23 protein-coding genes and 1 pseudogene are annotated in these 25,559 nt (G+C 74.9%); 9 read left to right on the forward strand and 15 right to left on the reverse strand.

From position 1 onward, the window contains the following. The 3 genes and pseudogenes from GTR02_RS22380 to GTR02_RS24920 all read left to right on the forward strand — a co-directional run. The coding region (locus GTR02_RS22380) for a hypothetical protein (protein WP_205708754.1) at positions 1 to 199 on the forward strand (199 nt) is incomplete at its 5' end. A 504-nt stretch (positions 200 to 703) separates the two neighbouring features. Further along, positions 704 to 3,328, forward strand: a pseudogene (locus tag GTR02_RS24915) (MGH1-like glycoside hydrolase domain-containing protein); the annotation flags it as partial. Between the two features lie 45 nt (positions 3,329 to 3,373). Next, positions 3,374 to 4,954: a diguanylate cyclase gene (locus tag GTR02_RS24920; protein WP_240895187.1), complete on the forward strand. Its 1,581-nt coding sequence runs from the start codon at positions 3,374 to 3,376 to the stop codon at positions 4,952 to 4,954. Between the two features lie 34 nt (positions 4,955 to 4,988). Here the strand turns inward: GTR02_RS24920 and GTR02_RS06350 are convergent, their stop codons facing one another. From GTR02_RS06350 to GTR02_RS06360, 3 genes are all read right to left on the reverse strand, one after another. Beyond that, positions 4,989 to 6,956 carry a M13 family metallopeptidase gene (locus tag GTR02_RS06350; RefSeq protein WP_166606639.1) on the reverse strand — a complete coding sequence of 656 codons (1,968 nt, stop codon included), beginning with the start codon at positions 6,954 to 6,956 and terminating at the stop codon, positions 4,989 to 4,991. A gap of 9 nt (positions 6,957 to 6,965) precedes the next feature. Next, the gene (locus tag GTR02_RS06355; RefSeq protein ID WP_166606640.1) at positions 6,966 to 8,222 is read right to left on the reverse strand and encodes a multidrug effflux MFS transporter; all 1,257 of its coding nucleotides are present in this window, start codon (positions 8,220 to 8,222) and stop codon (positions 6,966 to 6,968) included. Positions 8,223 to 8,475: 253 nt separating this feature from the next. Then, positions 8,476 to 9,978, reverse strand: a complete 1,503-nt coding sequence (locus GTR02_RS06360; RefSeq protein ID WP_205708755.1) for an amino acid permease — start codon at positions 9,976 to 9,978, stop codon at positions 8,476 to 8,478. A gap of 261 nt (positions 9,979 to 10,239) precedes the next feature. On the opposite strand from GTR02_RS06360, the gene GTR02_RS06365 reads away from it, so the two are divergent. Next, complete coding sequence (locus GTR02_RS06365; protein WP_166606641.1) at positions 10,240 to 10,818, forward strand: TerD family protein; 579 nt, start codon at positions 10,240 to 10,242, stop codon at positions 10,816 to 10,818. Positions 10,819 to 10,830: 12 nt separating this feature from the next. Here GTR02_RS06365 and GTR02_RS06370 read toward each other — a convergent pair whose 3' ends face one another. From GTR02_RS06370 to GTR02_RS06390, 5 genes are all read right to left on the reverse strand, one after another. Next, positions 10,831 to 11,100 (reverse strand): hypothetical protein, encoded by a 270-nt coding sequence (locus GTR02_RS06370; RefSeq protein ID WP_166606642.1) that lies wholly within the window; start codon positions 11,098 to 11,100, stop codon positions 10,831 to 10,833. A gap of 95 nt (positions 11,101 to 11,195) precedes the next feature. Next, positions 11,196 to 11,678 carry a dihydrofolate reductase gene (locus tag GTR02_RS06375; protein WP_166606643.1) on the reverse strand — a complete coding sequence of 161 codons (483 nt, stop codon included), beginning with the start codon at positions 11,676 to 11,678 and terminating at the stop codon, positions 11,196 to 11,198. A 13-nt stretch (positions 11,679 to 11,691) separates the two neighbouring features. Further along, positions 11,692 to 12,531 carry a thymidylate synthase gene (locus GTR02_RS06380; RefSeq protein WP_420814700.1) on the reverse strand — a complete coding sequence of 280 codons (840 nt, stop codon included), beginning with the start codon at positions 12,529 to 12,531 and terminating at the stop codon, positions 11,692 to 11,694. Then, positions 12,528 to 13,502, reverse strand: coding sequence for a hypothetical protein (locus GTR02_RS06385; RefSeq protein ID WP_166606644.1), 975 nt, complete (start codon positions 13,500 to 13,502; stop codon positions 12,528 to 12,530). The genes GTR02_RS06380 and GTR02_RS06385 overlap by 4 nt, the downstream gene beginning before the upstream one ends. A 51-nt stretch (positions 13,503 to 13,553) precedes the next feature. Beyond that, positions 13,554 to 14,441 carry an oxidoreductase gene (locus GTR02_RS06390; protein ID WP_166606645.1) on the reverse strand — a complete coding sequence of 296 codons (888 nt, stop codon included), beginning with the start codon at positions 14,439 to 14,441 and terminating at the stop codon, positions 13,554 to 13,556. Between the two features lie 148 nt (positions 14,442 to 14,589). On the opposite strand from GTR02_RS06390, the gene GTR02_RS06395 reads away from it, so the two are divergent. The 3 genes from GTR02_RS06395 to GTR02_RS06405 all read left to right on the forward strand — a co-directional run bounded on the left by GTR02_RS06395 (position 14,590) and on the right by GTR02_RS06405 (position 16,510). Continuing rightward, positions 14,590 to 14,892 (forward strand): DUF427 domain-containing protein, encoded by a 303-nt coding sequence (locus GTR02_RS06395; protein ID WP_166606646.1) that lies wholly within the window; start codon positions 14,590 to 14,592, stop codon positions 14,890 to 14,892. 77 nt (positions 14,893 to 14,969) lie between these two features. Further along, the gene (locus GTR02_RS06400; protein ID WP_166606647.1) at positions 14,970 to 15,425 is read left to right on the forward strand and encodes a hypothetical protein; all 456 of its coding nucleotides are present in this window, start codon (positions 14,970 to 14,972) and stop codon (positions 15,423 to 15,425) included. A 44-nt stretch (positions 15,426 to 15,469) separates the two neighbouring features. Next, complete coding sequence (locus GTR02_RS06405; RefSeq protein ID WP_166606648.1) at positions 15,470 to 16,510, forward strand: Atu2307/SP_0267 family LLM class monooxygenase; 1,041 nt, start codon at positions 15,470 to 15,472, stop codon at positions 16,508 to 16,510. A gap of 56 nt (positions 16,511 to 16,566) precedes the next feature. On the opposite strand, the gene GTR02_RS06410 is transcribed toward GTR02_RS06405, so the two are convergent. From GTR02_RS06410 to GTR02_RS06425, 4 genes are all read right to left on the reverse strand, one after another. Next, positions 16,567 to 16,914 (reverse strand): DUF3618 domain-containing protein, encoded by a 348-nt coding sequence (locus GTR02_RS06410; protein WP_166606649.1) that lies wholly within the window; start codon positions 16,912 to 16,914, stop codon positions 16,567 to 16,569. Beyond that, positions 16,911 to 17,381 (reverse strand): phage holin family protein, encoded by a 471-nt coding sequence (locus GTR02_RS06415; protein WP_166606650.1) that lies wholly within the window; start codon positions 17,379 to 17,381, stop codon positions 16,911 to 16,913. The genes GTR02_RS06410 and GTR02_RS06415 overlap by 4 nt, the downstream gene beginning before the upstream one ends. Before the next feature lie 52 nt (positions 17,382 to 17,433). Further along, positions 17,434 to 19,059, reverse strand: a complete 1,626-nt coding sequence (gene pruA / locus GTR02_RS06420; RefSeq protein ID WP_166606651.1) for an L-glutamate gamma-semialdehyde dehydrogenase — start codon at positions 19,057 to 19,059, stop codon at positions 17,434 to 17,436. A 61-nt stretch (positions 19,060 to 19,120) separates the two neighbouring features. Next, complete coding sequence (locus tag GTR02_RS06425) at positions 19,121 to 20,047, reverse strand: proline dehydrogenase family protein (RefSeq protein ID WP_166606652.1); 927 nt, start codon at positions 20,045 to 20,047, stop codon at positions 19,121 to 19,123. 130 nt (positions 20,048 to 20,177) lie between these two features. Between GTR02_RS06425 and GTR02_RS06430 the strand changes: the two genes are divergently transcribed. Continuing rightward, positions 20,178 to 21,470 (forward strand): helix-turn-helix domain-containing protein, encoded by a 1,293-nt coding sequence (locus GTR02_RS06430; protein ID WP_166606653.1) that lies wholly within the window; start codon positions 20,178 to 20,180, stop codon positions 21,468 to 21,470. A gap of 11 nt (positions 21,471 to 21,481) precedes the next feature. Here the strand turns inward: GTR02_RS06430 and GTR02_RS06435 are convergent, their stop codons facing one another. The 3 genes from GTR02_RS06435 to GTR02_RS06445 form a co-directional block, all read right to left on the reverse strand. After that, positions 21,482 to 23,548 (reverse strand): SpoIIE family protein phosphatase, encoded by a 2,067-nt coding sequence (locus tag GTR02_RS06435; protein WP_338073626.1) that lies wholly within the window; start codon positions 23,546 to 23,548, stop codon positions 21,482 to 21,484. Positions 23,549 to 23,630: 82 nt separating this feature from the next. Continuing rightward, complete coding sequence (locus GTR02_RS06440) at positions 23,631 to 24,158, reverse strand: hypothetical protein (protein ID WP_166606654.1); 528 nt, start codon at positions 24,156 to 24,158, stop codon at positions 23,631 to 23,633. A 7-nt stretch (positions 24,159 to 24,165) separates the two neighbouring features. Next, positions 24,166 to 24,765 (reverse strand): RNA polymerase sigma factor, encoded by a 600-nt coding sequence (locus GTR02_RS06445; protein ID WP_338073627.1) that lies wholly within the window; start codon positions 24,763 to 24,765, stop codon positions 24,166 to 24,168. A 140-nt stretch (positions 24,766 to 24,905) separates the two neighbouring features. Here GTR02_RS06445 and GTR02_RS06450 point away from each other — a divergent pair, with 140 nt between their 5' ends. Further along, a complete protein-coding gene (locus GTR02_RS06450) occupies positions 24,906 to 25,547 on the forward strand; it encodes an FMN-dependent NADH-azoreductase (RefSeq protein ID WP_166606655.1) in 642 nt (213 codons plus the stop codon). Positions 25,548 to 25,559: the final 12 nt, after the last annotated feature.

Below are 25,559 nucleotides of genomic sequence, written 5' to 3' on the forward strand. Positions count from 1 at the left end.
ACCCGGCATCATCACCCTCCCCAGCCCACTGACGAACCAGGAAGGAAACAACACCAAAGGAAACCCCCAACACCCGACAACCCAACCCCACACAACGCAGGACCAGACCACCAGACGCCAGAGGAAAAAACAATTGGCATCAACACTTGGCACACTGTTGAGTTCTCAAGAACCGGACGACCACTGTTCGACCACGTGAGGCGGTCTCTTCAGCGCCCTTCCCAGTCTAGACCAGGATCTCTCCCGGCCTCACCACACGGTTTCCCGAGCGGCTTGCTGCAATCGTAGACCATAATCTCTCCCGGCCCGACCACCCGGTTTCCCGGGCGGTTCCTCACTGCTCGCGGGTCGATGCTGTCGCACCCCCCGCACCGGCCTGAACCACGGCCGGTCGTGCCTTCTTCCCGGCCCGACACGAGGCCAGACCTCACCCCTCAGATCTTCCAGGAGTGGCCGCCTCGGTGGGCTGTTCAGCTCCTGACCCGCGGGTCTGGTAGCTGCTCCAGCACGTTGGGCAACGGGGAGAAACACTACGCGGCGACGCCACCCCGTGCAAGTCGGGTCCTGACTGCCGCTTCCGCTGCGACCAGCGACGCGCGGCCGTCCCCGTCAGGCGACCCGGAGTTGGCAGGATGGGACGGTGAGTGAGCCGAACGGGACGCAGGACGACGGGGCCGAGCACCTGAGCCCCGAGCACGCGCGGATGGCCGAGTCCCCGGGACCCGACGGACCGTGGCGGCTCTGGGGCCCCTACGTGTCGGGCCGGCAGTGGGGCACGGTGCGCGAGGACTACTCCGCCGACGGGGACGCGTGGTCGGCCTTCCCCTTCGACCAGGCCCGGGCTCGGGCGTACCGGTGGGGGGAGGACGGGCTCGGCGCGGTCTGCGACCGCTTCGGCTTCCTCAACCTGGGCGTGGCGCTGTGGAACCGCAGGGACCCGATCCTCAAGGAGCGGCTGTTCGGGCTCACCAACGGTGAGGGCAACCACGGCGAGGACGCCAAGGAGTACTGGTGGGCCCTGGACGGGACGCCCTCGCACAGCTGGATGCGGTGGCTCTACCGCTACCCGCAGGCCGAGTTCCCCTACGCGCGGCTGCGCGAGGAGAACGCCCGCCGCGGGCGCGACGAGCGGGAGTTCGAGCTCGGGGACACCGGCGTCCTCGACCAGAACCGGTTCTTCGACGTCGAGGTCACGTACGCCAAGGCCGGGCCCGACGACCTCTGCATGGTGGTCCGCGCGACCAACCACGGCCCCGACCCCGCACCGCTCGACCTCGTCCCCCAGGTGTGGTTCCGCAACACCTGGGCGTGGGGCTGGGACCGGCGCCGGGGCACCATGACGCAGGTGCTGCCCCCGACGCTGGCCGTCGGCGGTCTCGAGGACGTCGAGTGCGAGCACGGGCACCTGGGGCGCTACCACGTCTCGGCGCAGGGCTCCCCCCAGGTGCTCTTCTGCGAGAACGAGACGAACGCCGTGGAGCTCTTCGGGGCCGCCGCGAACGCCACGCGGTACACCAAGGACGGCATCGACCGCCGCATCGTGCACGGCGACACCGCGGCCGTGAACCCCGCCCACCAGGGGACCAAGGCGGCCTTCTGGTACTCCTTCGACGAGGTCCTGCCCGGGCAGACCGTGGAGGTGCGGCTGCGGATGTCCCCGTCCGCGCCCGGGCTCGCCACCTTCGGTCCCGGCTTCGACGCGGTGCTGCGCGACCGGGCCGCCGAGGCCGACACCTTCTACGACGCGGTGATCCACCCGGACCTGGGCCCGTCCGACCGGCACATCGCCCGTCGCGCCTACGCGGGCCTGCTGTGGACCAAGCAGCTCTACCGCTACGACGTCCGGCAGTGGCTCAGCGGCGACCCCGAGACCGAACCGGCCCCCGGCTCCCGCCAGCACCGCGACGCCCGCAACGTCGGGTGGAGCCACCTCGCGCTCGCCGACGTCATCTCGATGCCCGACGAGTGGGAGTACCCCTGGTTCGCGGCGTGGGACCTCGCCTTCCACGCCATCCCCCTGGCGCACGTCGACCCCGACTTCGCCAAGGAGCAGCTCGTCCTGATGTGCCGCGAGTGGTCGATGCACCCCAACGGGCAGCTGCCCGCGTACGAGTGGGCGTTCGGCGACGTCAACCCGCCGGTGCACGCGTGGGCCGCGTGGCACGTGTACCGGCTCGACGGCTACCGCGACCAGGGCTTCCTCGTCCGGGTCTTCACCAAGCTGCTGCTCAACTTCTCGTGGTGGGTGAACCGCAAGGACGCCAACGGCTCGAACCTCTTCGAGGGCGGGTTCCTCGGGATGGACAACATCGGCCTCTTCGACCGCTCGGCCAAGCTGCCCCCCGGGTACCGCCTGGAGCAGTCCGACGCCACGAGCTGGATGGCGTTCTACTGCCAGCAGATGTTCAAGATCGCCCTGGAGCTGTCGCGGCACGACCCCGCGTGGGAGGACGCCGCGACCAAGTTCCTCGAGCACTTCCTGTCGATCGCGCAGGCGATGACCTCCTTCGGCACCCAGGACGTCTCCCTCTGGGACGAGGCCGACGGCTTCTTCTACGACGTCCTCGTGCACCCCGACGGCACCGCGGAACCCATGCGCGTGCCGTCGATGGTGGGTCTGCTGCCCATCCTCGGCGCCACCGACGTGCCCAGCTGGATCACGGAGGAGACGCCGGACCTCACGGCGCGGCTGCGCTGGCTGCAGCGCCGCCGCCCCGACCTGACGCTGCCGCTGCTGACGCGCTCGGGCCCGCAGGGGCGGCAGATGCTGCTCTCGCTGCTCGACAAGCCGCGCCTCGTCCGCATCCTCGAGCGGATGTTCGACTCCGAGCAGTTCCTGTCGGCGTACGGCATCCGGTCGCTCTCGGCCGGCGTCAAGGAGCAGATCACCACGTCCGTCAGCGGGCAGAGCTCCTCCATCGTCTACGAGCCGGGTGAGTCGCGCACCGGGCTGTTCGGGGGCAACTCGAACTGGCGCGGGCCCGTCTGGTTCCCCGTCAACGTCCTGCTCGCCGACAAGCTGCGCACCTACGGGCGGTTCTTCGGCGACGACCTGACCATCGAGGTGCCCCGGGGCTCGGGGCGCCGGATCACCCTGGTGCAGGCCGCGGACCTCGTCGACGAGAGCCTCGTGTCGCTGTTCCGCCCGGTCGACGGCCGCCGGCCCGCCGACGGCGAGCGCATCGAGGCGACGCAGGACCCGCTGTGGCAGCAGCACCCGACGTTCAACGAGTACTTCGACGGCGACACCGGCGAGGGACTCGGCGCCACGCACCAGACCGGCTGGACCGCGCTGGTCGCGCACCTGCTGCACCCGCGGCTGCCCCCGGGCGCCTGTCCTCGACGGGCGCCCGGGGAGGGGACGGTCGGGTCGATGTCGCCGCTCGCCGTCCTCGTCGCCGTCGCGAGCGCCGTCACGGGCGTCACGGCGCTGCTGTGCTGGCGGCGCCGGGCCGGTGCCCCCGCCGCCGCGCCGCTCGTCGGCGGCCTGCTGTCGGTCACCCTGTGGGGCGCGAGCGTCGCGGTCGCGCACGCCGGGGTGTCCCTGCCGGTGCAGGCCGTGCTCGTCCTGCCGCAGTTCCTGGGCATCGCCGCGACGGTCGTGTGCATCCGCCTCTTCGCCGACGTCGTGACCCGGGGCTCCGTGCCGCGCGGGCGACGGCTGCTGCTGGTCGAGCCCGTGCTGCTGCTGGTCGTGCTCGCGCTCGACCCCCACCTGCACGTCTTCCACGCCACCGTCACGGCGGTGGGCGACCCCCCGCAGCGCACGACGACCGCGGGCTGGGCGTTCTGGGCGCACGCCGCCTACAGCTACCTCGTCATCGGCTCCGCGGGGGTGGCCCTGGCCCGGGCGCAGCGGGCCGCGTCGGGCCCGGCCCGGCGGCAGCTGACGACCATGCTCGTCGCGCTCGGGGTGCCCGTGCTGTGCAACGTCACGGTCAACGCGCTGCCCGCGGCGTGGGTGCCGCTCGACGTCACCCCCGTGAGCTTCGCCGTGACCGGCCTCGGGTTCAGCTGGGCCGTCCTGCGCCAGGACCTGCTGCGGCTGCTGCCCGTGGCCCGCGGGCTCGTCGTGGACACCATCGAGGACGCCGTGCTCGTCGTGGACCGGACCGGCCGCCTCGTCGACCTCAACCCGGCCGCGGCCGCGCTGCTGCCGCTGCTGGCGGGGCTCACGGCCCGCGACGCGCTCGGGGCGGACCTGCCGACGTGCGCCGGCCCGGCGCTGTCCGCCGCGGCCGAGCACCCCGACGGGGCCGCGGTCGTGGAGGTCGCGCCCGGCGTCAGCCTCGACGTGCGCACGCGCACCATCCGCGACCGGCGCGGCCGCGCGCTCGGCCGGCTGGTCGTCGCCCGCGACGTCACCGCCCAGCTCGCCCAGCAGCGGGCCCTGGAGCGGGCGAACGAGCAGCTGCACGCGCACGTCGCGACCATCGACCGCCTGCGGGCGGACCTCACCGAGGAGGCGGCCCGGGACCCGCTGACCGGGCTGCGCAACCGGCGGCGCTTCGTCGAGGACCTCAGCGCGGCCCTCGAGCGCGCGCGGGCCGGCGAGCGGCCGACCGCCGTCGTCCTCCTCGACGTGGACCACTTCAAGCGCATCAACGACACCCACGGCCACGCCGTGGGCGACCGCGTCCTCATCGCCGTGGCCGAGGCCCTGCGCCGCACCGCGCGCTACGACGACGTCGTCCGCTACGGCGGCGAGGAGTTCGTCGTCGTCCTGCCCGACCACGACGCCGCGGCCGCGGCCGAGCGGGCCGAGCAGCTGCGGGCCGCGTGCGCCGAGCTGCAGCTCGTCGCCGCGGGCGTGCGGCTGCGGGTCACCCTGAGCGCCGGCGTCGCCGCCAGCCCCGAGCACGGCGCGACGCCCGACGACCTGCTCCTGACCGCCGACCGAGCGCTCTACGCCGCCAAGGCGGCGGGCCGGGACCGGGTGGGGCGACCCGCCTGAGCGGAGGCGACCGCCGTCTCCGCCCCGGGGCGGGTCACCAGATGCGGACGCGGTCCGGCTCGTCGAGCCACAGCCCGTCGCCGGGCTGGACGCCGAACGCCTCGTGGAACTCCTCGAGGTTGCGCACCACCGCGTTGCACCGGAACTCCGGCGGCGAGTGGGGGTCGATCGCCAGCCGGCGGGCGACCTCGGCGGGCCGCACCTTGCCGCACCAGACGCGGGCCCAGCCCACGAACAGGCGCTGCGGACCCGTGAGCCCGTCGACGACGGGCGCGGGCCGGCCGCCGAGGGAGATCGTGTACGCCTTGTGCGCGATGGTCAGGCCACCGAGGTCGCCGATGTTCTCCCCGACCGTCAGCGCCCCGTTGACGTGCTGACCCGGCGTCTCGGGCGGCTCAAGCGCGTCGTACTGGGCGATCAGGGCCGCCGTCCGCTGGCCGAACTCCTCGCGGTCCGCGTCGGTCCACCAGTCGCGCAGGTTGCCCCGCCCGTCGTACTTCGCGCCCTGGTCGTCGAAGCCGTGGCCGATCTCGTGGCCGATGACCGCGCCGATGCCGCCGTAGTTCGCCGCGTCGTCGGCCTCGAGGTCGAAGAACGGGGGCCGCAGGATCGCGGCCGGGAAGACGATCTCGTTCATGCCGGGGTTGTAGTAGGCGTTGACCGTCTGCGGCGTCATGAACCACTCGGAGCGGTCCACGGGCCGGCCCAGCTTGGCGAGCTCCCGGTCGACCTCGAACGAGAAGGCCCGGCGGACGTTGCCCAGCAGGTCGGTGCGGTCGACCTCGAGCGCCGAGTAGTCCCGCCACGTGTCCGGGTGACCGATCTTGGGCGTGAACTGCGAGAGCTTCTCCAGCGCGCGGTCCTTGGTCTCGCGGGTCATCCAGTCCAGGGCCTCGATGTCCTGGCGGTAGGCCTCGACGAGGTTGGCGACGAGCTCCTCCATGCGGGCCTTGGCCGCCGGGGGGAAGTGCCGCTCGACGTACAGCTCGCCCAGCGCCTCGCCGAGGCTGCCCTCCACGAGCCCGACGCCGCGCTTCCACCGCTCGCGCAGCTGGGGGGCGCCCGTGAGCGTCGTGCCGTAGAAGGCGAAGTTCGCGTCGACCAGCGCCGACGGCAGGAACGGGGCGGCCTGGTGCAGGACGCGCCACGCGAGCCACTCGCGCCACGTGCCGAGGTCGGTGCCCGCGATGACCCCGGCCATGCCCTGCAGGTAGCCGGGCTGCCGCACGACGACCTGCTCGAACGCGGACTCCGGCAGCTGCGCCGCGGCGAGCCACGCGCTCAGGTCGACGCCCGGCAGCAGCTCCTGCAGACCGGCGCGGTCGACCCTGTTGTAGGTGAGGTTCGCGTCCCGGTTGCGGACACGGTCCCAGTGGTGGCTCGCGAGCGTCGTCTCCAGCGCGAGGATGCGCTCCGCGCTGCCGGCCGGGTCCGGCCGGCCGGCCAGCTCGAGCATCGTCGCCACGTGCGCCCGGTACGCGTCCCGGATCTCCGCGTACTGCTCCTCGCGGTAGTAGGACTCGTCGGGCAGCCCGAGCCCCGCCTGCGTCACGTAGACGACGTAGTTCTCCGACGCACCCGCGTCGGTGTCCACCCAGTAGGCGAAGGGCCCGCCGATCCCCGAGCGCTCGAAGGCGCCGAGCCGGCTGACCAGTGCCCCGACGTCGGTCACGGCGTCGACCGCGGCGAGCTCCCCGGCGAGCGGCGTCACGCCCAGCGCCTCGATGCGCTCGGTGTCCATGAAGCTGGCGTAGAGGTCGCCGATCTTGCGCTGGACGCTGCCCGGTGCGGCGTCCGCGGCCGCGGACTCCTCGACGATGGCCCGCGCCTGGGCCTCCGCCTCGTCGCGCAGCCGGATGAAGGCACCGTCGACCGCGCGGTCGTCGGGGATCTCGGTGGTCGCCAGCCAGTGCCCGTTCACGTGGCGGAACAGGTCGTCCTGGGGGCGGACGCCCTCGTCGAAACCGGTCGCGGGGGGTCGCTGGTCCGTGGTCGAGCTCATGCTCGGAGCCTACGACGTGCGCGCTGCGCGACGACGACCCGAGCGCTGCGCCGCGACGGCGAGCAGCACCGCGTTGCCGACCGTGGCGCCCACCATGACCGTGACCATGGCGGTGTCGTCGCCGCCGAGCAGGCCGGTCAGCGCCCCGACGAGGCCGCCGAGGCCGGACTGCACGGCCGTCACCAGGGCCGCCGCCGACCCGGCGCTCGCGCCGTAGGGCTCCAGCGCGAGGGTCACCGCGTTCGGCATGACGAGCCCCGCGCTGCCGAGCAGCAGCCACAGCGGCACGACCAGCGCGACGAGGGAGCGCACGTCGCTGAGCACGACCCACAGCAGAGCGCCCGAGAAGACGAGCGACAGCAGCACGCCGGTGCGCAGGAGCGCCTGCGAGCCGAAGCGCTCCATCAGGGCCGCGTTCAGCTGCGACCCGCCGACGAGGGCGACGCCGTTGAGGGCGAACAGCATCGCGAACTGCGACGAGGTCAGCGCGAAGCCCTCCTGCAGCACGAACGGGGACACCGAGACGTAGCTCATGATCGTCGCGAGGCTGAGGCCCGGCATGACGGCCAGGCCCAGGAAGCGGGCGTCGCGCAGCAGGGGGAGGTAGCCCGCGAAGGCGCCCCGCACGCGGCGGCCCCTCGTCGCGACGCTGCCGTCGGCCGGGGCCGCGACCTCGGGGCGCGTCTCCGGCAGGCGGCGCCACACCGCGACCAGGACGCCCAGACCGGCGACGACGAGGAGCGCCAGCACGATCCGCCACCCCCAGACCCCGGCCAGCGCGCCCCCGACGGTGGGGGCGAACAGCGGCGCGACGCCGATGACCAGCACCAGGCGGGACATCAGCCGCGCCGCGACGGGGCCGACGAAGAGGTCGCGGATGACGGCCATGCCGATGACCGAGCCGGCCGAGGACCCGACCCCCGCGAGGACGCGGAAGAGCGCCAGGGTCTCGAGGCTCTGGGCGGTGCTGCACAGCAGGCAGGCGACGACGTAGAGGCCGAAGCCGGCGATCGCCGGCCCGCGGCGCCCGAAGGCGTCGCTGAGCGGGCCGACGAGCAGCTGGCCGAAGCCCGCCCCGACGAGGACGCCGGTGATCGTGAGCTGCGCCTGGGCGGGCGTCGTCCCCAGGTCGGCGGCCACGTCGGGCAGGGACGGCAGGTAGAGGTCGATGGTGACGGCGCCGAGCGCGGCCATCGACCCCAGCAGGACGACGAGGCCGACGGTGGAGCGGCGCGCGGCGGCGACGGGGGTGGAGACGGCAGTCATGCGGAGCGGGTCCTCGGGGAGCCTCGACGCGGTGCTCCACGCGCCGGTGGGCGGAGCGGGACGGCGGGACGCCGTCCGACGTCTCCGAGCCTAGGGCCCGGCGGCGCCGGTCGCCTCGTCCAGCGGCGTCGGCGAGGCGAACCGGTTCAGCGGCGGCCGGGGACGCGGACGGCCGGGCACCCCTGCGGGTGCCCGGCCGTCGTGCGCGCCGTCGTGCGCGCCGTCGTGCGCGCCGTCGTGCCGGGGTACCGGCTCAGTCGCGGCGCGGGGGGCGGTCGGCCTTGACCGGGAACTCGCCGGTGTAGCCCATCCGCTCCTCGGCCGCGGCCAGGACCCGCTTGCGCACCGACAGCCAGCCGATCACGAGCAGCGGGACGATGACGACCAGCGAAAGGACCGTCGGCCGGCTGTCCTCGTCGTAGGCCATGATCCCGAGCACCGCGACGAGGAAGGCGAGCACCAGGTACCCGGTGTACGGCGCACCGAACAGGCGGTACGCGGGGCGCTCGACGATGCCCTTCTTCGACCAGCTGTGCAGGCGCAGCTGGCACAGCACGATCGTGCCCCAGCTGGCGATGATGCCGAGCGCCGAGGCGTTCAGGACGATCTCGAAGGCCTGACCCGGCGCCACGGCGTTCAGCACGACGCCGAGGACCGCGATGGCGCCCGTGATGAGGATGCCGCCGAAGGGGACCCCGCCCTTGTTGAGCTTGGCCGTGAACTTCGGGGCGGAGCCGTTCATGGCCATCGAGCGGACGATCCGGCCCGTGGAGTACAGGCCGGCGTTCAGGCTGGACAGCGCGGAGGTGAGGACGACGAAGTTCATGATGTCGCCCGCGCCGGGGACCCCGATCTTCGAGAAGAAGGTCACGAACGGGCTCTCGTCGGCGGAGTACGCCGTGTACGGCAGGAGCAGCCCGAGCAGGATCAGCGAGCCGCAGTAGAAGACGACGATGCGGACGATCACCGTGTTGATCGCGCGGGGCATGATCTTCTCGGGGTTCTCGGTCTCGCCCGCGGCCGTGCCGACGAGCTCGACGGCGGCGTAGGCGAAGATCACGCCGGAGACGACCACGATCAGCGGGACGGCGCCGGTGGGGAACCAGCCGCCCGCCTCGGAGACCACCGACAGGCCGGTCGGCTGGCCCTCGACCGGGAACCGGCCGGCGAGGAAGACGACGCCGATGACCAGGAACGCCGTCAGCGCCACGACCTTGATGAGGGCGAACCAGAACTCCATCTCGCCGAAGATCTTGACCGAGACGAGGTTGAGCGCGAGCACGACGACCAGGGCGATCAGGGCCAGCAGCCACTGCGGGGCCGAGGAGAACGTCTGCCAGTAGTGCATGTAGGTGGCGATCGCGGTGATGTCCACGATCGCGGTCATGGCCCAGTTGAAGAAGTACATCCACCCCGCGACGAAGGCGGCCTTCTCGCCGTAGAACTCCCGCGCGTAGGACACGAAGGAGCCCGACGACGGGCGGTGCAGCACCAGCTCACCGAGCGCCCGGAGCATGAGGAAGACGAAGAACCCGCAGATCCCGTACACGATGAAGAGCCCCGGGCCCGCCGTGGCCAGGCGGCCACCGGCCCCGAGGAAGAGCCCCGTGCCGATCGCGCCGCCGATCGCGATCATCTGGAGCTGGCGGTTCTTGAGGCCCTTGTGCAGGCCCCCCTCCTCGTGCGAGAAGTCCTGCTGGCCCTGCTGCTGGGCGAGGCCCGGGGATCCTCCCGAGCTGCCGTCGACCGGTGTCATGCGCTGTTCCCCCTCTGACGGCCATGCGGACCGGCACAGCAGAGCAGGTCGACGTTCCGTTGTCATTCTCATCTCGTTTCCGGGACGTGACCGGACCTCAGCCCGCTCGCCCCCCGCTCCGGCGCGCACGCCGCGACCTCACCACCGCCCTCGTGGTCCCCGCACGGGCCCGGCCCAGCCGCCGCCGAGGCGACGTCCAGGGGTGTCGGCTAGCTTCGGGCGAGGGGCGCCGGGCGGCGTCCGGGGAAGGAGCACGGGACCATGGGTGTCACGCTGGCCAAGGGCGGCAACGTCTCCCTCACGAAGGTCGCCCCCGACCTCGTCCGGGCGCACGTCGGCCTGGGGTGGGACCCCCGCACCACGACCGGCCTGGACTTCGACCTCGACGCGAGCGCCCTGCTCGTCGGCGCGACGGGCAAGGTGCTCTCCGACGGGCACTTCGTCTTCTACAACAACCTCGACAGCCCCGACGGCTCGGTGCACCACACGGGCGACAACCGCACCGGGGCGGGCGAGGGCGACGACGAGGTCATCGACATCGACCTCTCGCTGGTCCCCGCGGACTGCCAGAAGGTCGTCTTCGCGGTCTCCATCCACGACGCGCAGGCGCGCCGGCAGAGCTTCGGCCAGGTCGCGGGGGCGTTCATCCGCCTCGTCGACCAGACCGACGGCAGCGAGGTCGTCCGCTACGACCTGAGCGAGGACGCCTCGACCGAGACGGCCATGGTCTTCGGCGAGGTCTACCGGTACGCGGGGGAGTGGAAGTTCCGCGCGGTCGGGCAGGGCTACGCCGACGGGCTGCGGGGCATCGCCACCGACTTCGGCGTGGACGTCGAGTGACCTGACGTCAGGTCAGCAGCCGCCGCCACCGTCACCACCGCCACCGCCGCCACCGTCGCCCCCGCCGACGGTGTTCCCGCCGACGGTGTTCCAGCCGACGGTGTTCCAGCCGCCGGCCGGGTGGGCGTCGTGGGGGCGGCTCAGGTCCGTCAGGTCGACGGCGTCGAGGGCGCCCGGCCAGACGTCCCGCGCGTGCCGTGCGCCCGGACGGGAGCGGCTCACGAGTCGTCCCACCAGGGCGGCCACGCCGATGATCACGATGAGGGAGAGGACGAGGGTCATGACGGGCTCCTCGCTGCCGGGGCCGGGAGCCGGCCCGATGAGCGAGCGTCGCACAGGGTCTGCGCCGGTGCGAGGGCTTCCGCGCGGTCGGTGGCTCAGCGCACCCAGGTGGAGATCCGGAAGCGGGCGCCCATGCGGGAGGTGCGCCACCCGGACGGCGGGTCCCGGTGCTCCAGCGTCCAGCCGTCGCCGCGCTCGGGAGCCGTGACGTCGCCCGGGTGGGCGTCGGCGAGCTCGGTGACCACGAGGCGGTCGGCGTGCGCCAGCGCCGCGCGGTAGACCTCGCCACCGCCGATGACCCAGACGTCCCCCGGGAGCGACAGCGCCGCCGCGAGGTCGTGGACCACCTCGGCGCCCGGGGCCTCGTAGCCGGGCCGCCGGGTCAGCACGACGTTGCGCCGGTCCGCGAGCGGCCGGAACCGCGGGGGCAGCGACTCCCACGTCGCCCGGCCCATGACGACCGTCGAACCCGACGTCAGGGCCTTGAAGTGCGCCGTGTCCTCGGGGAGGCGCCAGGGCAGCGCGCCGTCGGCGCCGATGACCCCGTTGGCCGCCTCGGCCCAGACCAGGCCGATCACCGCGGGCCCCCGCTCAGACCGCCACCGGCGCCTTGATCGAGGGGTGGTGCCGGTAGTCGAGCACCTCGAAGTCCTCGAAGGTGTGCTCGAAGAGGGAGGGCGCCGGGCGGACCCGCAGCGTCGGGAACGGGTACGGCGTGCGGGACAGCTGCTCGCGGACCTGCTCGACGTGGTTGTCGTAGACGTGGCAGTCCCCGCCCGTCCAGACGAAGTCCCCCGGCTCCAGGCCGACCTGCTGCGCGACGAGCACGGTGAGCAGGGCGTAGCTGGCGATGTTGAACGGCACGCCCAGGAACAGGTCCGCCGAGCGCTGGTAGAGCTGGCAGGACAGCCGACCGTCGGCGACGTGGAACTGGAACAGCGCGTGGCAGGGCGCCAGGGCCATCGCGGGCACGTCGGCGACGTTCCAGGCCGAGACGACCATGCGGCGGGAGTCGGGGTCGGTGCGCAGGGTCTCGAGGACCTGCGCGATCTGGTCGACCGAGCCGCCGCCCGGGGTCGGCCAGGAGCGCCACTGCACGCCGTAGACGGGGCCCAGCTCGCCGTCCGCGTCGGCCCACTCGTCCCAGATCGTCACGCCGCGCTCGCGCAGCCAGCCGACGTTGGAGTCCCCGCGCAGGAACCACAGCAGCTCCTGCGCGACCGAGCGGAAGTGCACGCGCTTGGTCGTCACGAGGGGAAAGCCGCGCGCGAGGTCGAAGCGCATCTGGTGGCCGAAGACGCTGCGGGTGCCCGTCCCCGTGCGGTCGGACTTGGGCGTCCCGTGCGCCAGGACGTGGCGCAGCAGGTCCTCGTACTGGGTGTCGACGCGCACGTCGGCTCCGTCCTGCGTGCTGTCGTCCGGGGTGCTCACCGGGTGCTCCCTCCGTCGGCCGCCGCGAGGCTACCCGGCGCGGCGTCGGGCAGGTGGTCGTCGAAGCCCGCGTCGTCGGCCGCCTCGCCGCGGACCACCGCGGCGAGCCGAGCCAGCCACGCGGCACCGGCCGCGTCGTTGGTGCTGCGCCGGGCGGCCAGCACCGGGTACGGCGTCGCGGGGACGCCGTCGGCCGGGCGGACGTCGACGTGCGCCACGTCGAGGCCCTGCGCGTGCAGCCAGTCGGCCATCGCGTAGTCGGTGCGCGAGTCGCCCACCGTGCGCCACGCCACCGGCATCGCGCCGTCGGCCGCCAGCAGCTCCAGCGCGCGCTCCGCGCCCCGGTCCTTGCCGAGCAGGACCGACTCGACGTCGGTGGAGATGATCGTGGGGTCCACGCGGTAGTCGACGCGGCCCGCGGCGTCGGGGCGCTCCTCGGCCAGCAGGCGCCCGCCCAGGCCGGCGGCGCCCAGCAGGTCCAGGGCGTCGGCGTCGAAGCCGTGCCGCTGCGCGAGGTACTGCTGGGACGTGACGTCGAGGCGCTGCTCGACCGAGACCATGGCCCGCTTGGTGCGGTCGTAGAACATCGTCGCGCTGTAGCGCTCGTCGACCAGCCGCTCGACCGCGCGGCCGTAGGCCGCGGGCACCGCGAGGGCCTCGTCGACGCTGACCTCGCCCATGCCCCCGGGCGAGACCGAGAACCAGACGGCGCCCTTCTCGCACACCGCGTGCACGCGCGCCCCCGCGGGCAGCCCCGCCGCGAGCAGCGGCTCGACCACCTCCAGGCGCAGGAACGCGTCCGAGCGCCCTGTGTTGAAGACGATCGGCAGCCCCGCGGCCGCGAGCTCCAGCAGGCTCGCGAGCAGGCCCGGGGCGCTGATCGAGCGCGTCACGGGGCTCGCGACGGGGCCGTCGACGTCGAGCAGGAGGCCGAAGCGCGGACGGGTGCCGTCGGCGGGGGGTTCGCTCACCCCGGCAGTCTCCCCGATCCCCGTCGCGGTCCGGTGCGCGCGGGACCGCGCTCAGAGCGGCCAGGACGTGCCGGTCAGCTCCTCCGAGAGCGTCCACAGCCGCCGGGCCAGCGACGTGTCGCTGGCGTCGACGCTGCGGCCGACCAGCGTGGGCAGCCCGCGCAGCTCGCCGCGGCCGCTGGGGCCGAGGTAGCTGCCGCCGGGCAGGTCCCGCGTCACGGCGGCCAGCGTCGGCAGGGCCCCGTCGTCGGCGCTCTGCGCGAACACCGCGTTCGCGGCGCGCCCGGCCAGCACCGCGGCGCGGTTCTCGGTGCGGGTCTGCAGCCCCGTGGCGGCCCAGCCGGGGTGGGCCGCGAGCGCCCGCACGGACGACCCGGCGGCCGTGAGCCGGCGCTGCAGCTCGAGCGTGAAGAGCAGGTTCGCGAGCTTGGACTGCCCGTAGGCCGCCACGCGCTGGTAGCGGCGACGCTCCCAGCCGAGGTCCGCGAGGTCGACGCGCCCGAACCGGTGGGCGGAGGAGGACACCGCGACGACGCGGTCCCGCACGTGCGGCAGGAGCAGCAGGGTCAGGGCGAAGGCGCCCAGGTGGTTGGTGCCGATCTGCGTCTCGAACCCGTCGGCCGTGCGGCCCTGCGGGACCATCATCACGCCGGCGTTGTTGACGAGGACGTCGAGCGGGCCGTCCCAGGCGGCCGCGAAGGCCCGCACCGAGGCCAGGTCGGCTAGGTCGACGACGCGGACCTCCGTCTGCCCCGGCATGGTCGCGGCCGCGGCGCGCCCCCGCTCGGCGCTGCGCACGGCGAGCACGACGCGCGCGCCCGCGCCGGCCAGCGCGCGGGCCGCCGAGCGGCCGATGCCGCTGCTGGCCCCCGTCACCACCACGGTCCGCCCGTGCTGGTCCGGCAGGTCGCCGTCGTCGGTGGAGCCGCTCCTCGCCACGAGCGCACCCTAGGCACGCCCGGCCCGGCCCGGGCGCGCGGCCCGGCGCCCGGGCCCGCCCCCGGTGGCCGCGCACGTGCGGCGGCGGGGATCCGACATAGCCTGGCGGCGCCGGACAACAGCGTCCGGCCCGGGCGAGGAGGCACCGTTGAAGGCACTGCTGCACGGGGTGGTGGTCGCGGAGGCGGCCGACGAGGACGTCATCCGCATCGAGGGCAACGCGTACTTCCCGCCGTCGTCGCTGACGGACGGCGCGTTCACCGAGAGCCCGACGGCGTACACCTGCCCCTGGAAGGGCCCGGCCCAGTACTTCGACCTCACGACCGACGAGGGCGGTGCGCCCGACGGCGCCTGGAGCTACCCGGACCTGCTGCCGTCGGCCGTGCAGCGCGTCGGCCGCGACTTCGCCGGCTACGTCGCCTTCGGCCCGGCGGTGACCGTCACGCCGTGAACCGTCCCGCTGGGGGCCGTCCCGCTGGGGGCCGTTCCGCTGGGGGCCGGGGCGCGGCGCGGTGGGCGTGGATCGTCGTGCGCGCGTGGCGGAACCTGCCGGCGACGACCGCCGCGGTGGCCTGGGCCCGGGTGAACGGGGCGACGTTCACCCTGGGCCCGGACCTGTTCGTGGAGTGCGCGGGCATGCGGCCGCGCTCCTACGGCCGCGGGGGCACCACGGTCGGCAACGCGTGGCTGCACGGCGGTCTGGGCGGGCCGCAGCGGCGCCGCCACGAGCTGCGCCACGCCGACCAGTACGCGCTGCTCGGCACGACCGGGTTCCTCGCCCTCTACGGCCTGAACGCCCTCGCGACCCGCAACCTGCCGCACCGCAACGTCTTCGAGCGCTGGGCGGGCCTCGCGGACGGCGGGTACGCCACGGGGCGCCTACGCCCGGCCGAGCGCGCGACGCCGTCCTCGGGGTGGTGCTCGACGGTGGTGCCCGACGGTGCCGCCCGAGCTCGGGAAGACGCGGCCCACCGAGGTGGTTGAGCGTTGAACCAGACGCCGCCGGGGCGTCGCGAGAGGGTGGCGTCGTGGAGATCGGGATCAGTTCCTTCGCGGAGACGACGGCGGACCCGCGCACGGGTGCGGTGATGGGCCACCCGCAGCGGCTGCGGGAGGTCGTCGAGGAGATCGTCCTCGCCGACCAGGTGGGCCTCGACGTCTACGGGCTCGGGGAGCACCACCGCCCGGACTACGCCTCGTCCGCGCCGGCCGTCGTGCTGGCGGCCGCGGCCTCGCGCACCGACCGCATCCGTCTCACGAGCGCCGTGACGGTGCTGTCCTCGGCCGACCCCGTCCGGGTGTTCCAGGACTTCGCGACGCTGGACGGGATCTCCGGCGGGCGGGCCGAGATCATCGCGGGGCGCGGCTCGTTCATCGAGTCCTTCCCCCTGTTCGGGCAGGACCTCGACGACTACGACGAGCTGTACGCGGAGAACCTCGAGCTGCTGCTCGCGGTGCGGGCCGCGGAGAAGGTCACCTGGCGCGGCGGGCACCGCCCCGCGATCGCCGACCGCGGCGTCTACCCGCGGCCCGTGCAGGACCCGCTGCCCGTGTGGATCGGCGTGGGCGGCAACCCGGCGTCGGTCGTGCGGGCCGGCACGCTCGGCCTGCCGCTGGCCGTCGCGATCATCGGGGGGATGCCCGAGCAGTTCGCCCCGCTCGTCGAGCTGTACCGGGAGACCGGGCGCCGCGCGGGGCACGAGGAGTCCTCGCTGCGCGTGGCCACCCACTCGCACGGCTTCGTCGCCGACACGTCGCAGCGCGCGGTGGAGGTGAACTTCCCGTCGATGCAGGTCGCCATGAACACCATCGGCGCCGAGCGCGGCTGGCACCACTACGGCCGGACGAGCTACGAGGCCGCGCGCAGCCCCCGCGGGGCGCTGCTCGTCGGCTCGCCGCAGGAGGTGGCCGAGAAGGTCCTCCGACAGCGCGCGGACCTGGGCATCGACCGCTTCATGCTCCACGTCAGCGTGGGGACCATGCCGCACCGCGAGGTGCTGCGGGCCATCGAGCTGCTGGGCACCGAGGTCGCGCCGGTCGTGCGCGCGGAGGCGGCCGCCCGCGTCTGACCGCCGCCCCCCGTGGTCACGCCGGCGGCACCGGCGCTGCCACGGGAGGGGTGGGGTCAGTCCTTCTTGCGCAGCACCAGCCAGATCGCCACGGACGTGACGGCCACGACCGTGACGAGGAGCGCGGTGTTCTGCTGCTTCGGCGAACCCGGAGCCTTGTCGCTGGCCTCCTGGTACCGGCCGAACGCCTGCGCCTTGAGCTCCTGCGCGGAGTCCAGCGCCTGGTCCTTCTTCCCGGCGACGGCGACCTTGAGGTCGTCCACCTTGTGCTGGGCCTGCGCCTTGACGTCGGCCTTCGCGGCCAGCGCGTCGGCCGTCGCCGCGAGGCGCTCGCGGGTCTCCTCGATGTCGGCGACGAGGGCGTCGCGGTCACCGGGGGGCGGGGTGGTGGGGGGGACGCTCATCGCTTCAGGCCCTCCTTGACGGTGGCGGCGTCGGTCTTGAGACCGTCGATCGACGCCTGCGGCAGCGGCGGGGTGGCCTGGTCGAGCTCCTTCTTGCCGACCAGGGCCGCCACGCCCGCGAGGGCGAGCAGCACGACGGCGACGATCAGCGCCGCGAGCCAGCCGTCGAGGACCAGGGCCAGGGCCAGCACAGCCGTGGTCACCAGGCACGCGACGGCGAAGAAGGCGAGCAGCCCGGCCGCGGAGAACGCGCCGAGGCTGAAGCCCGCCTTCTTGCCCTTCGCCTTGAGGTCCAGCTGGGCGACCGCGACCTCGTCGCGCACCAGCCGGGACATCTGCTGCGTGAGGTCGCTGACCAGCTGGCCGACCGTCGCGTCGGCGGGGTCGCGCGGAGAGGCGGGACCCGGTGCGTCGGCGTGGTGCACGCTGAGCCGGTGGGCCCCGGTGGAGCTCGTCGGTTGGGTCATGTCCTCCTGTGTACCGCGCCACGCCGGGTGACGACACCCGAGACGGCGCCCGTCAGCCCATGTGCGGGTAGCGGTGGTCCGTCGCCGGCACGAACGTCTCCTTGATCGCCCGCGGGCTGGTCCAGCGCTGCAGGTTGAGGATCGAGCCCGCCTTGTCGTTGGTGCCCGAGGCCCGGGACCCGCCGAAGGGCTGCTGCCCGACGACGGCCCCGGTGGGCCGGTCGTTGACGTAGAAGTTGCCCGCGGCGAAGCGCAGCGCGCTCGACGCCTGCGCGACCGCGGCGCGGTCCGTGGCGATCACCGCTCCCGTGAGGCCGTAGGGCGAGCCCGCGTCGACGAGGGACAGCACGTCCTCCCACGCGCCGTCCTCGTAGACGTGCACGGCCAGCAGCGGGCCGAAGTACTCCGTGCGGAACACCTCGTCGCCCGGGTCCTCGCCGAGCACCACGGTCGGGCGCACGAACCAGCCCTCGGTGTCGTCCACCGTGCCGCCCGCCGCGACCCGCAGCCCCGGCGTCGCGTGCGCACGCTCGATCGCCGCGGCGTTCTTCGCGAACGCGCGGGCGTCGATGACGGCGCCGCCGAAGTTCCGCAGGTCGGTGACGTCGCCGAACTCCAGGCCGTCGACGGCCGCGAGGAACTCCTCGCCCGTGCGCGCCCACACCGAGCGGGGCACGAACGCGCGCGAGGCCGCGGAGCACTTCTGGCCCTGGTACTCGAACGCCCCGCGCAGCATCGCCGTGGACAGGACGGCCGGGTCCGCCGACGGGTGGGCCAGGACGAAGTCCTTGCCGCCCGTCTCGCCCACCAGGCGCGGGTAGGTGCGGTAGCTGGAGATGTTCTGCCCGACCGTGCGCCACAGGTGCTGGAACGTCGCGGTGGAGCCCGTGAAGTGGATCCCCGCGAGGCGCGGGTCGGCCAGCAGCACGTCGGAGGCGTCGCGGCCGTCGCCGGTCAGCAGGTTGATCACGCCGGGCGGCAGGCCGGCCGCCTCGAGCAGGCGCATCGTCCAGTGCGCGCTGAGCGTCTGCGTCGGCGACGGCTTCCATACGACCGTGTTCCCCATGAGCGCCGGGGCGGTCGGCAGGTTCCCCGCGATCGCGGTGAAGTTGAACGGCGTGATCGCGTAGACGAACCCCTCGAGCGGGCGGTGGTCGAGGCGGTTCCACACCCCCGGCGAGCTGATCGGCTGCTCGGCGACGAGGCGGCGGCCGAACTCGACGTTGAACCGCCAGAAGTCGACCAGTTCGCACGGGGCGTCGATCTCGGCCTGCTGCACCGTCTTCGACTGCCCCAGCATCGTCGCGGCGGCGATGCGCTCGCGCCACGGCCCGGCCAGCAGGTCCGCCGCGCGCAGGAACACCGCGGCGCGCTCGTCGTAGGACATCGCGGCCCACGCGGGGGCCGCGGCCGTGGCGGCGTCCGCGGCGGCCTGCGCCTCGGCGTGCGTCGCGGTGCCGAACGTGCCGAGCACGCTCGCGTGCCGGTGCGGCTGGACGACGTCGACCCGCTCGCCGCCGCCGAGGGTCTGCACGCCGCCGATCGTCTGCGTGAGCTCGACGGGGTTCGCGGCCTGCACGGTGAGCTGCTCGGTGAGCCGCTCGCGCTCGGGGCTGCCGGGCGCGTAGCCGTGCACGGGCTCGTTGACGGCGGGGGGCACCTGGGTCACGGACTGCACGACGGCCTCCTGGTTTCTCGGTGTCGGGACGGGTGGGCCGGAACGGCGGTGGGGGGACTCGTCAGCGGGTGACGAGGGAGCGCGCGAAGAACACGAGGTTCGCGGGCCGCTCGGCGAGGCGGCGGGAGAAGTAGCCGTACCAGTCGGTGCCGTAGGGCACGTAGACCCGGACGGTGTGGCCCGCGGCGGCCAGGCGCTGCTGCTCGGTGGTCCGGATGCCGAACAGCATCTGGAACTCCATGGACTCCGGCCCGCGGCCCGCGGCCCGCGCGAGCTCCTGCGCGGTCTGCACGAGACGCAGGTCGTGGGTCGCGACCATCGGGTAGCCGTCGCCCTCGAGGAGCACCTGCAGGCAGCGCACGTAGGCCGTGTCCACGTCGGCCTTCGCGGCGAAGGCCACGGCCGGGGGTTCGGCGTAGGCGCCCTTGACCAGGCGGATCCGGGACCCGGCCACGGCCAGGTCCCGCGCGTCGGCCTCGGTGCGCAGCAGCGCGGACTGCAGCACGGCGCCCACGCGGGGGAAGTCCGCCCGCAGCGCGCGCACGGTGGCGAGCGTCGCGTCGACCGTCGTGTGGTCCTCCATGTCGAGGGTCACGTCGACGCCCAGGCCGTGCGCGTGCGCCACGAGCTCGTGCGCGCGCTCGGTGGCGCGGGCCGCACCGTCGGCGCCCAGGGCCTGCCCGAGCGCGGAGAGCTTGACCGAGACCTCGTTGCCCGCGGCGAACCCGTCGGCCGCCAGGCGGTCGAGCAGCTGCCGGTAGCCCGCGAGGGTCTGCCCGGCCTGCTCGTCGTCGGTGACGTCCTCCCCGAGCCGGTCGAGGGTCACGCGCAGACCCCGGCCCGCGAGGGCGCGGACGGCGACGAGCGCCTGGTCGACGTCCTCGCCGGCCACGAAGCGGTCCACGACGCCGCGGCTCACGCTGCTGCGCGTCACCGCCGCACGCACCGCGGTGTTGCCGGCCACGCCCAGGAGCGCCTGTCCGAACACGTCGTCCTCCTCGATCGGGGTGCGCCCCGGGAGGGGTGCCGCCTCGACGCTAGGCGCCCAGACCCCCGCCGCGACAGGTGCAGGTGCCACGTGTGCACGCCGTCGTGTCATCCAGGTGGATGATGACGTGATGCCCGTCCCTCTCCCCGCCGCCGCGGAGCTGCAGGAGCTCGTCGACGCCGTCGCCGAGGGGACGGGAGCGCCGACGACGCTGGAGGACCGCGAGCTGCACCTCGTCGCGTCCTCCGGCCACGACGAGGTCATCGACGAGGTCCGCCGCCGGTCGATCCTGCGGCGGCGCTCCTCCGCCGCGGTGCAGGAGCTGTTCGCGGGCTTCGGCATCGCCAGGGCCGACGCGCCGCTGCGCATCCCCGGCGACGCCGCGGCCGGGCGACTGCCGCGCTGGTGCGTGCCGGTGCGGTGGCGCGCGGTGACCTACGGCTACCTCTGGCTCCTGGACCCCGACGACCGGGTCACCGCGGCCGCCCTGGCGGCCGTGGCCGACGTCGTCGAGCAGGTCGCCGCCACCCTCGCGGTGCGCTCGCGGGCCCGCGACCGCACCCGGTGGGCCGTCGGGGAGCTGCTGTCCGCCGACGCGGGCGCGCGCGCGGGCGCCGCCGAGGAACTGGCGCGCGAGGGCCTCCTGCCCGGCGGGGGGCGGCTCGTCGTGGTCGCCCTCGCCCCGGCCGACGGGGCCCCGGCCGGGCCCGTGAACTCCTGGCTGCTGCCGCGGGCCGTGCTGACGGCCCCGGTCGGGCGCCGGGCGGCGCTCGTCGTGCCCGCCGCGGGCGGGGCCGGCGACGACGGGGCCGGCGACGACAGGGCCGGCGTCGACAGGGCCGGCGACGACGGGGCCGGCGTCGACGGGGCCGGCGAGGACGGTCCCGAGGAGCGCGCCGCCCGCGTCGCGGCGCGGGCCGCCCGGACCCTGCTCGCCCAGCACCCGGCCGGGGTCGTGGCCGGCGTCTCGGGCGTCGTGGCTGCCGGTGCGGCGCACACGGGCTGGCGGCAGGCGGACGCCGGGCTGCGGGCCGCGGACCTCGGTGCGGGAGGACCCGGCGCGGGAGGACCCGGCGCGTCAGGACCCGGCGCGGCGGTGGACGAGCCGTCGCCCGGCGTGGCGCTGCGCCGGTGGTCGACGCTCGGGGCCCTGCGCCTGCTCGCGCTCGCCGACGCGGCGGACCTGCGGGCGAGCGTGGTCGACGAGCGCGCGCGGCGGCTGCTCGTGGGTGACCCGGAGCTGCTGCGGACCGCGCGGGCCTACCTGGACCTCGCCGGCAGCGCGCAGCGGACGGCGGCGCACCTGTCGATCCACCGGCAGACGCTCTACCACCGGCTGCGCCGCATCACCGCGGTCACGGGCTGCGACCTCGACGACGGGCGCGACCGGCTGGCGCTGCACCTGGCGCTGACGCTCGCCTGAGCCGCCGCGCGTCAGCCGGTGCCCGGGCCCGCCGCCGCGGGTCGCGGGCCGTCCTGCGGGTGCAGGCGCACCGCGACGAGGGCGACGTCGTCCTCGGGACGCGGCGGCAGCAGACGCGCCAGGACGCCGTCGCACAGCTCACCCAGCGGGGCCCCCGCGAGCTCCGCGACGGCCCGGCGCAGCCGCTCGAGCCCCGCGTCCAGCGGCTGGTCCCGGCGCTCGACGAGGCCGTCGGTGTACAGCAGGACGGTCGCGCCCCGGTCGAGCAGGACGGCCTCGTCGCGGCGCGCGGTCGCGGGGTCGATGCCCAGAAGCAGGTCGGGGTCGCGGCCGTCGAGGAAGGACACGGCGCCGTCGTCGGTGAGCAGGACGGGCGGCGGGTGACCGGCGCTCGACCAGCGCAGCCAGGTCACGCCGTGCTGCCGCTCCTCGCGGTCCTGCTCGATGCGCGCGACCAGCGCGGTGGCGGTGGTGTCGAGGCGCAGGACCTGCACGGCCGCGTCGAGGCCGGTCAGCAGGCGCGCCGGGCCGTCCCCCGTGGCGACCGCGATGCCGCGCAGCAGCGAGCGCACCTGGCTCATCGCGGCCGCGGCGTCGACGTCGTGGCCCATCACGTCACCGATGACCAGGACCGTGGCCCCGCTGGGCTGCTGGAACGCGTCGTACCAGTCGCCGCCGACCTGCGCGGCCTCCGCCGCCGGGTGGTACCGCACGACGACCTCGACGTGGTCCGGCTCGACGGGCGCGGTGAGCAGGTTGCGCTGCAGCCCCTCGGCGATGCGCTGCTGCTGGCCGTACAGGCGGGCGTTGTCCAGCGCGAGGGCCGCGCGGTCGGTCACCTGCACCGCCGTCGCGAGCTCGTCGCCCGCGAGCGCCGGCCGGGACGCCCCGCGCGCCAGCAGGACGAGCCCGACCGTGCGCCCGCGCGCCTGCAGCGGCAGCACCGTCGCCGACGCCGGGGCGAGCCCCGCGACCGCGGCGCGCAGCCCGGGGTCTCCCGGCGGGGCGAGGAGGGCCGTCGCGGCGGGTCCGGCCACGACGACCGGACGTCCCTCGCGCACGGCGGCCGCGGCGGCGGACGCCGGGTTCTGCAGCCCGGGCGCGCGCAGTCGGGCGAAGGTCTCGAGCGTCCCCTGCCGCGCCGGGTCGGCGTGGTGGCACCCGACGTCGCGCAGGGTGCCGTGCTCGTCGACGAGCGTCACCAGGCACCAGTCCGCCAGGACCGGGACGAGGTGCTGCGCGAGGCGGGCGACCGCGGTCTCGACGTCGAGGGTGCTCGACAGGTCCGCGCCGACCTCGGCGAGCAGGTGCAGCTGGCGCGCCGAGCGCTCGGCGGCCTCCTGCGAGGCGCGCCGGGCCGACACGTCGAGGAAGTACACCGAGAGGCCGTCGGGGTCGGGCCAGACCCGCAGCTCGAACCAGCCGTCGAGCGGCGGCGGGTAGTAGGCCTCGAACGTCGCGGGCTGCCCCGACGCCACCGCGACGCGGTAGCGGGTCTCGAACTCCGAGCCCAGGGCCGCGGGGAACAGGTCCCACAGCACCCCGCCGAGCAGCTCCTCGCGGGAGGCGCCCAGCAGCCGCTCGGCCTCGCCGTTGACGTAGCGCAGCCGCCACTCGGTGTCGAGGGAGTAGAACGCCGCGGGCATCGCCTCCAGGACGCGGGCGACGGCCGCGTCGCTCTCGCGGTCGCGGGTCGTGTCGTAGGAGGCGCCGAGGACGCGGACGGCACGACCGTCGGGGCCGGCCAGGGCGCGGCCGCGCGCCTGGACCCACCGGGCGGGGCGGCCCGGCACGACGACGCGGTACTCCACGTCGAAGGACCCGCAGGTCTGCACGGCGGCGTCGACGGCCGCGGCGACCCGCTGGTGGTCGGCGGGGTGCAGCCGCGCCCTGAAGGCGTCCATCGTCCCGTCGAACTGCCCCGGGCCGTAGCCGAAGAGCTCGAGCATGCGCTCGTCCCACGTCAGCGTGCCGGTGCTCAGGTCCAGGTCGAAGCTGCCGACGCCGCCGGCCGCGACGGCGAGCTCGCGCCGCACGTGCTCGCGGTCCGCCGCGTCCCGGCTGGACTCGACCACCACCCGGGGTCCCTCCCGCTGCCGTCGTCCGCCCGCGGGTCGCCGTCGACCGGGGCCCTCCACCGCCGGTGGAGTGCTGGGCACCCTAGGTGAGGAGGTCGCCGTCGCGCGGGCGGTCGGGCGGATCCGGGTCCACCGGATGCGGGTCGTCCGCCGGCTCGACGTCCGCGACGTGGACGTCGGCGCGCACGCCCGCGGCGCCGGGCGACAGCGGGCCCAGGAGCACGGCCAGCTCCGCGACGACGGCCGCGCGCACGGCGGCCGCCACCTCCAGCAGCGGCACCCCGAAGGTCACCGAGAGCTCGACGACGACCTGCGCGAGGACGTCCTCGTCGCCGGTCGTGCAGACGATGCGCGCCGCGGTCGCCCCCGGGACGGCGTCGACCGCCGTGCGCAGCTGGGCCACGACGACGTCGGCCGCCACGAAGAAGTCGCCCAGGCCGTGCCGGCCCCGCACCGGGGCGGAGGGGCGGAAGGCCGAGGCCGCCCGGGCCAGCAGCGCCTCGCGCACGCCCGACCAGCTGGAGTCCGTGTGCGCGCGCAGCAGGGCCGTCGCGCGGGTCAGGTCCGCGAGGGCCCGGGGGTCGGGGGCGCGGTCGTCCGGTGCGCTCACGAACCCGTCACCGCCATTGCGCGAGCGTAGTGACGAGCGAGGCGCGGGCGCGTTCGAGGAGCCCCCGCACGACCGTCGGGGTCACGTCGAGGACCGCCCCGACCTCGGCGTAGGACAGCTCCTCCAGCTCGCGCAGCATCCACGCCGAGCGCTGGCGCTCGGGCAGCAGGCGCAGGGCCGCGTCCAGGTCCGACAGCAGCCGGCCCTCCTCGCTGACGAGCGCCGGGTCGCCGTGCGGGTCCGCGACGTCGACGAGGTCGGCCGGGTCGACCGCGCGCAGCTGCGGACGGGTGCGCGTGCCCGCCGCGGCGCGGTGCTGGGCGTAGGCCTGGTGGCGGACCAGCGTGAACAGCCACGTCCGCAGCGCCGCCTCGCCGCGGAACGACGGCAGCCCGCGCCAGGCCGCGAGGAACGCCTCCTGCACGGCGTCCTCGGTCGCGGCGTCGTCGTGCAGCAGCCGCCGGGCGTAGCGGTGCAGCGCGGGCCCGTGCCGGACGACGACGTCGGCGAACGCCTGGCGGTCCCCCATGGCGGCGCGGCGCGCGAGGACCTCGTCGGGCGTCGTCGGACCGGCCGCGGTGGCGGACGCCCTGCCCCGACCCGGCACACCCCTCCTCGTGCGCGGGACCTCCGTGCCGGAGATCACGTGCGCCCGCAGATCGCACCAGCAGGGCGGTCGTCCGGCAAGTCGGACGGCGCGGCGGCTAGCGTGTCCCGGCGACCCGCCCCCAACCGAGGAGACCCCGGATGCCCCACCTGCTGCACCTCGACTCCTCGATCAGCGGGGCCGGGTCGAAGTCCCGCGAGCTCACGGCCGCGTTCGCCGACGCCTGGCGCGCCCGCGGGGCCGGGCACACCGTGACCCACCGCGACCTGGCCGCCGACCCGCTGCCGCACCTGCTGGACGACGAGCTGCACTGGCCCGAGCACCTGCGCGCCCCCGGCGCCCACCCGCCGGCCGACGTGGCCGCCGTGCAGCAGGCGGTCATCGCGGAGCTGCTCACGGCCGACGTGCTCCTCGTCGGGTCGCCGCTCTACAACTACTCGCTGCCCTCGACGCTGAAGGTGTGGGTCGACCACGTCCACGTCCCGGGGGTCACCACGCCGTTCGGCGACGACACGCAGCCCCTCGCGGGGCGGCCCGCCGTGGTCGTGTCCACCGCGGGTGCGATCTACGACGTCGGCTCGCCGACGGCCGACTGGGACCACGGCGTGCCCGTGCTGGACATCGTGCTGGGCACCGCCTTCGGCATGCGCGTCACGGTCGTGAAGGCGACGCGCACCCTGGCCGGGCGCCTCGAGGGGATGGCGCCCGAGCGCACCCGCGCCGACGAGGAGTTCGCCGCCGCGCGCGCCCGGCTGGAGGAGCTCGGCGCGACGCTGGGCTGACCCCCCGACCCC

Source organism: Kineococcus siccus (assembly GCF_009906795.1).
Lineage (GTDB): Bacteria > Actinomycetota > Actinomycetes > Actinomycetales > Kineococcaceae > Kineococcus > Kineococcus siccus.

Coding starts and splice junctions, on each gene's coding strand:
- GTR02_RS24920 (WP_240895187.1), top strand. CDS start 3,374: ATGTCGCCGCTCGCCGTCCTCGTCGCCGTCGCGAGCGCCGTCACGGGC.
- GTR02_RS06350 (WP_166606639.1), bottom strand. CDS start 6,956: ATGAGCTCGACCACGGACCAGCGACCCCCCGCGACCGGTTTCGACGAG.
- GTR02_RS06355 (WP_166606640.1), bottom strand. CDS start 8,222: ATGACTGCCGTCTCCACCCCCGTCGCCGCCGCGCGCCGCTCCACCGTC.
- GTR02_RS06360 (WP_205708755.1), bottom strand. CDS start 9,978: ATGACACCGGTCGACGGCAGCTCGGGAGGATCCCCGGGCCTCGCCCAG.
- GTR02_RS06365 (WP_166606641.1), top strand. CDS start 10,240: ATGGGTGTCACGCTGGCCAAGGGCGGCAACGTCTCCCTCACGAAGGTC.
- GTR02_RS06370 (WP_166606642.1), bottom strand. CDS start 11,100: ATGACCCTCGTCCTCTCCCTCATCGTGATCATCGGCGTGGCCGCCCTG.
- GTR02_RS06410 (WP_166606649.1), bottom strand. CDS start 16,914: ATGAGCGTCCCCCCCACCACCCCGCCCCCCGGTGACCGCGACGCCCTC.
- GTR02_RS06415 (WP_166606650.1), bottom strand. CDS start 17,381: ATGACCCAACCGACGAGCTCCACCGGGGCCCACCGGCTCAGCGTGCAC.
- GTR02_RS06430 (WP_166606653.1), top strand. CDS start 20,178: ATGCCCGTCCCTCTCCCCGCCGCCGCGGAGCTGCAGGAGCTCGTCGAC.
- GTR02_RS06450 (WP_166606655.1), top strand. CDS start 24,906: ATGCCCCACCTGCTGCACCTCGACTCCTCGATCAGCGGGGCCGGGTCG.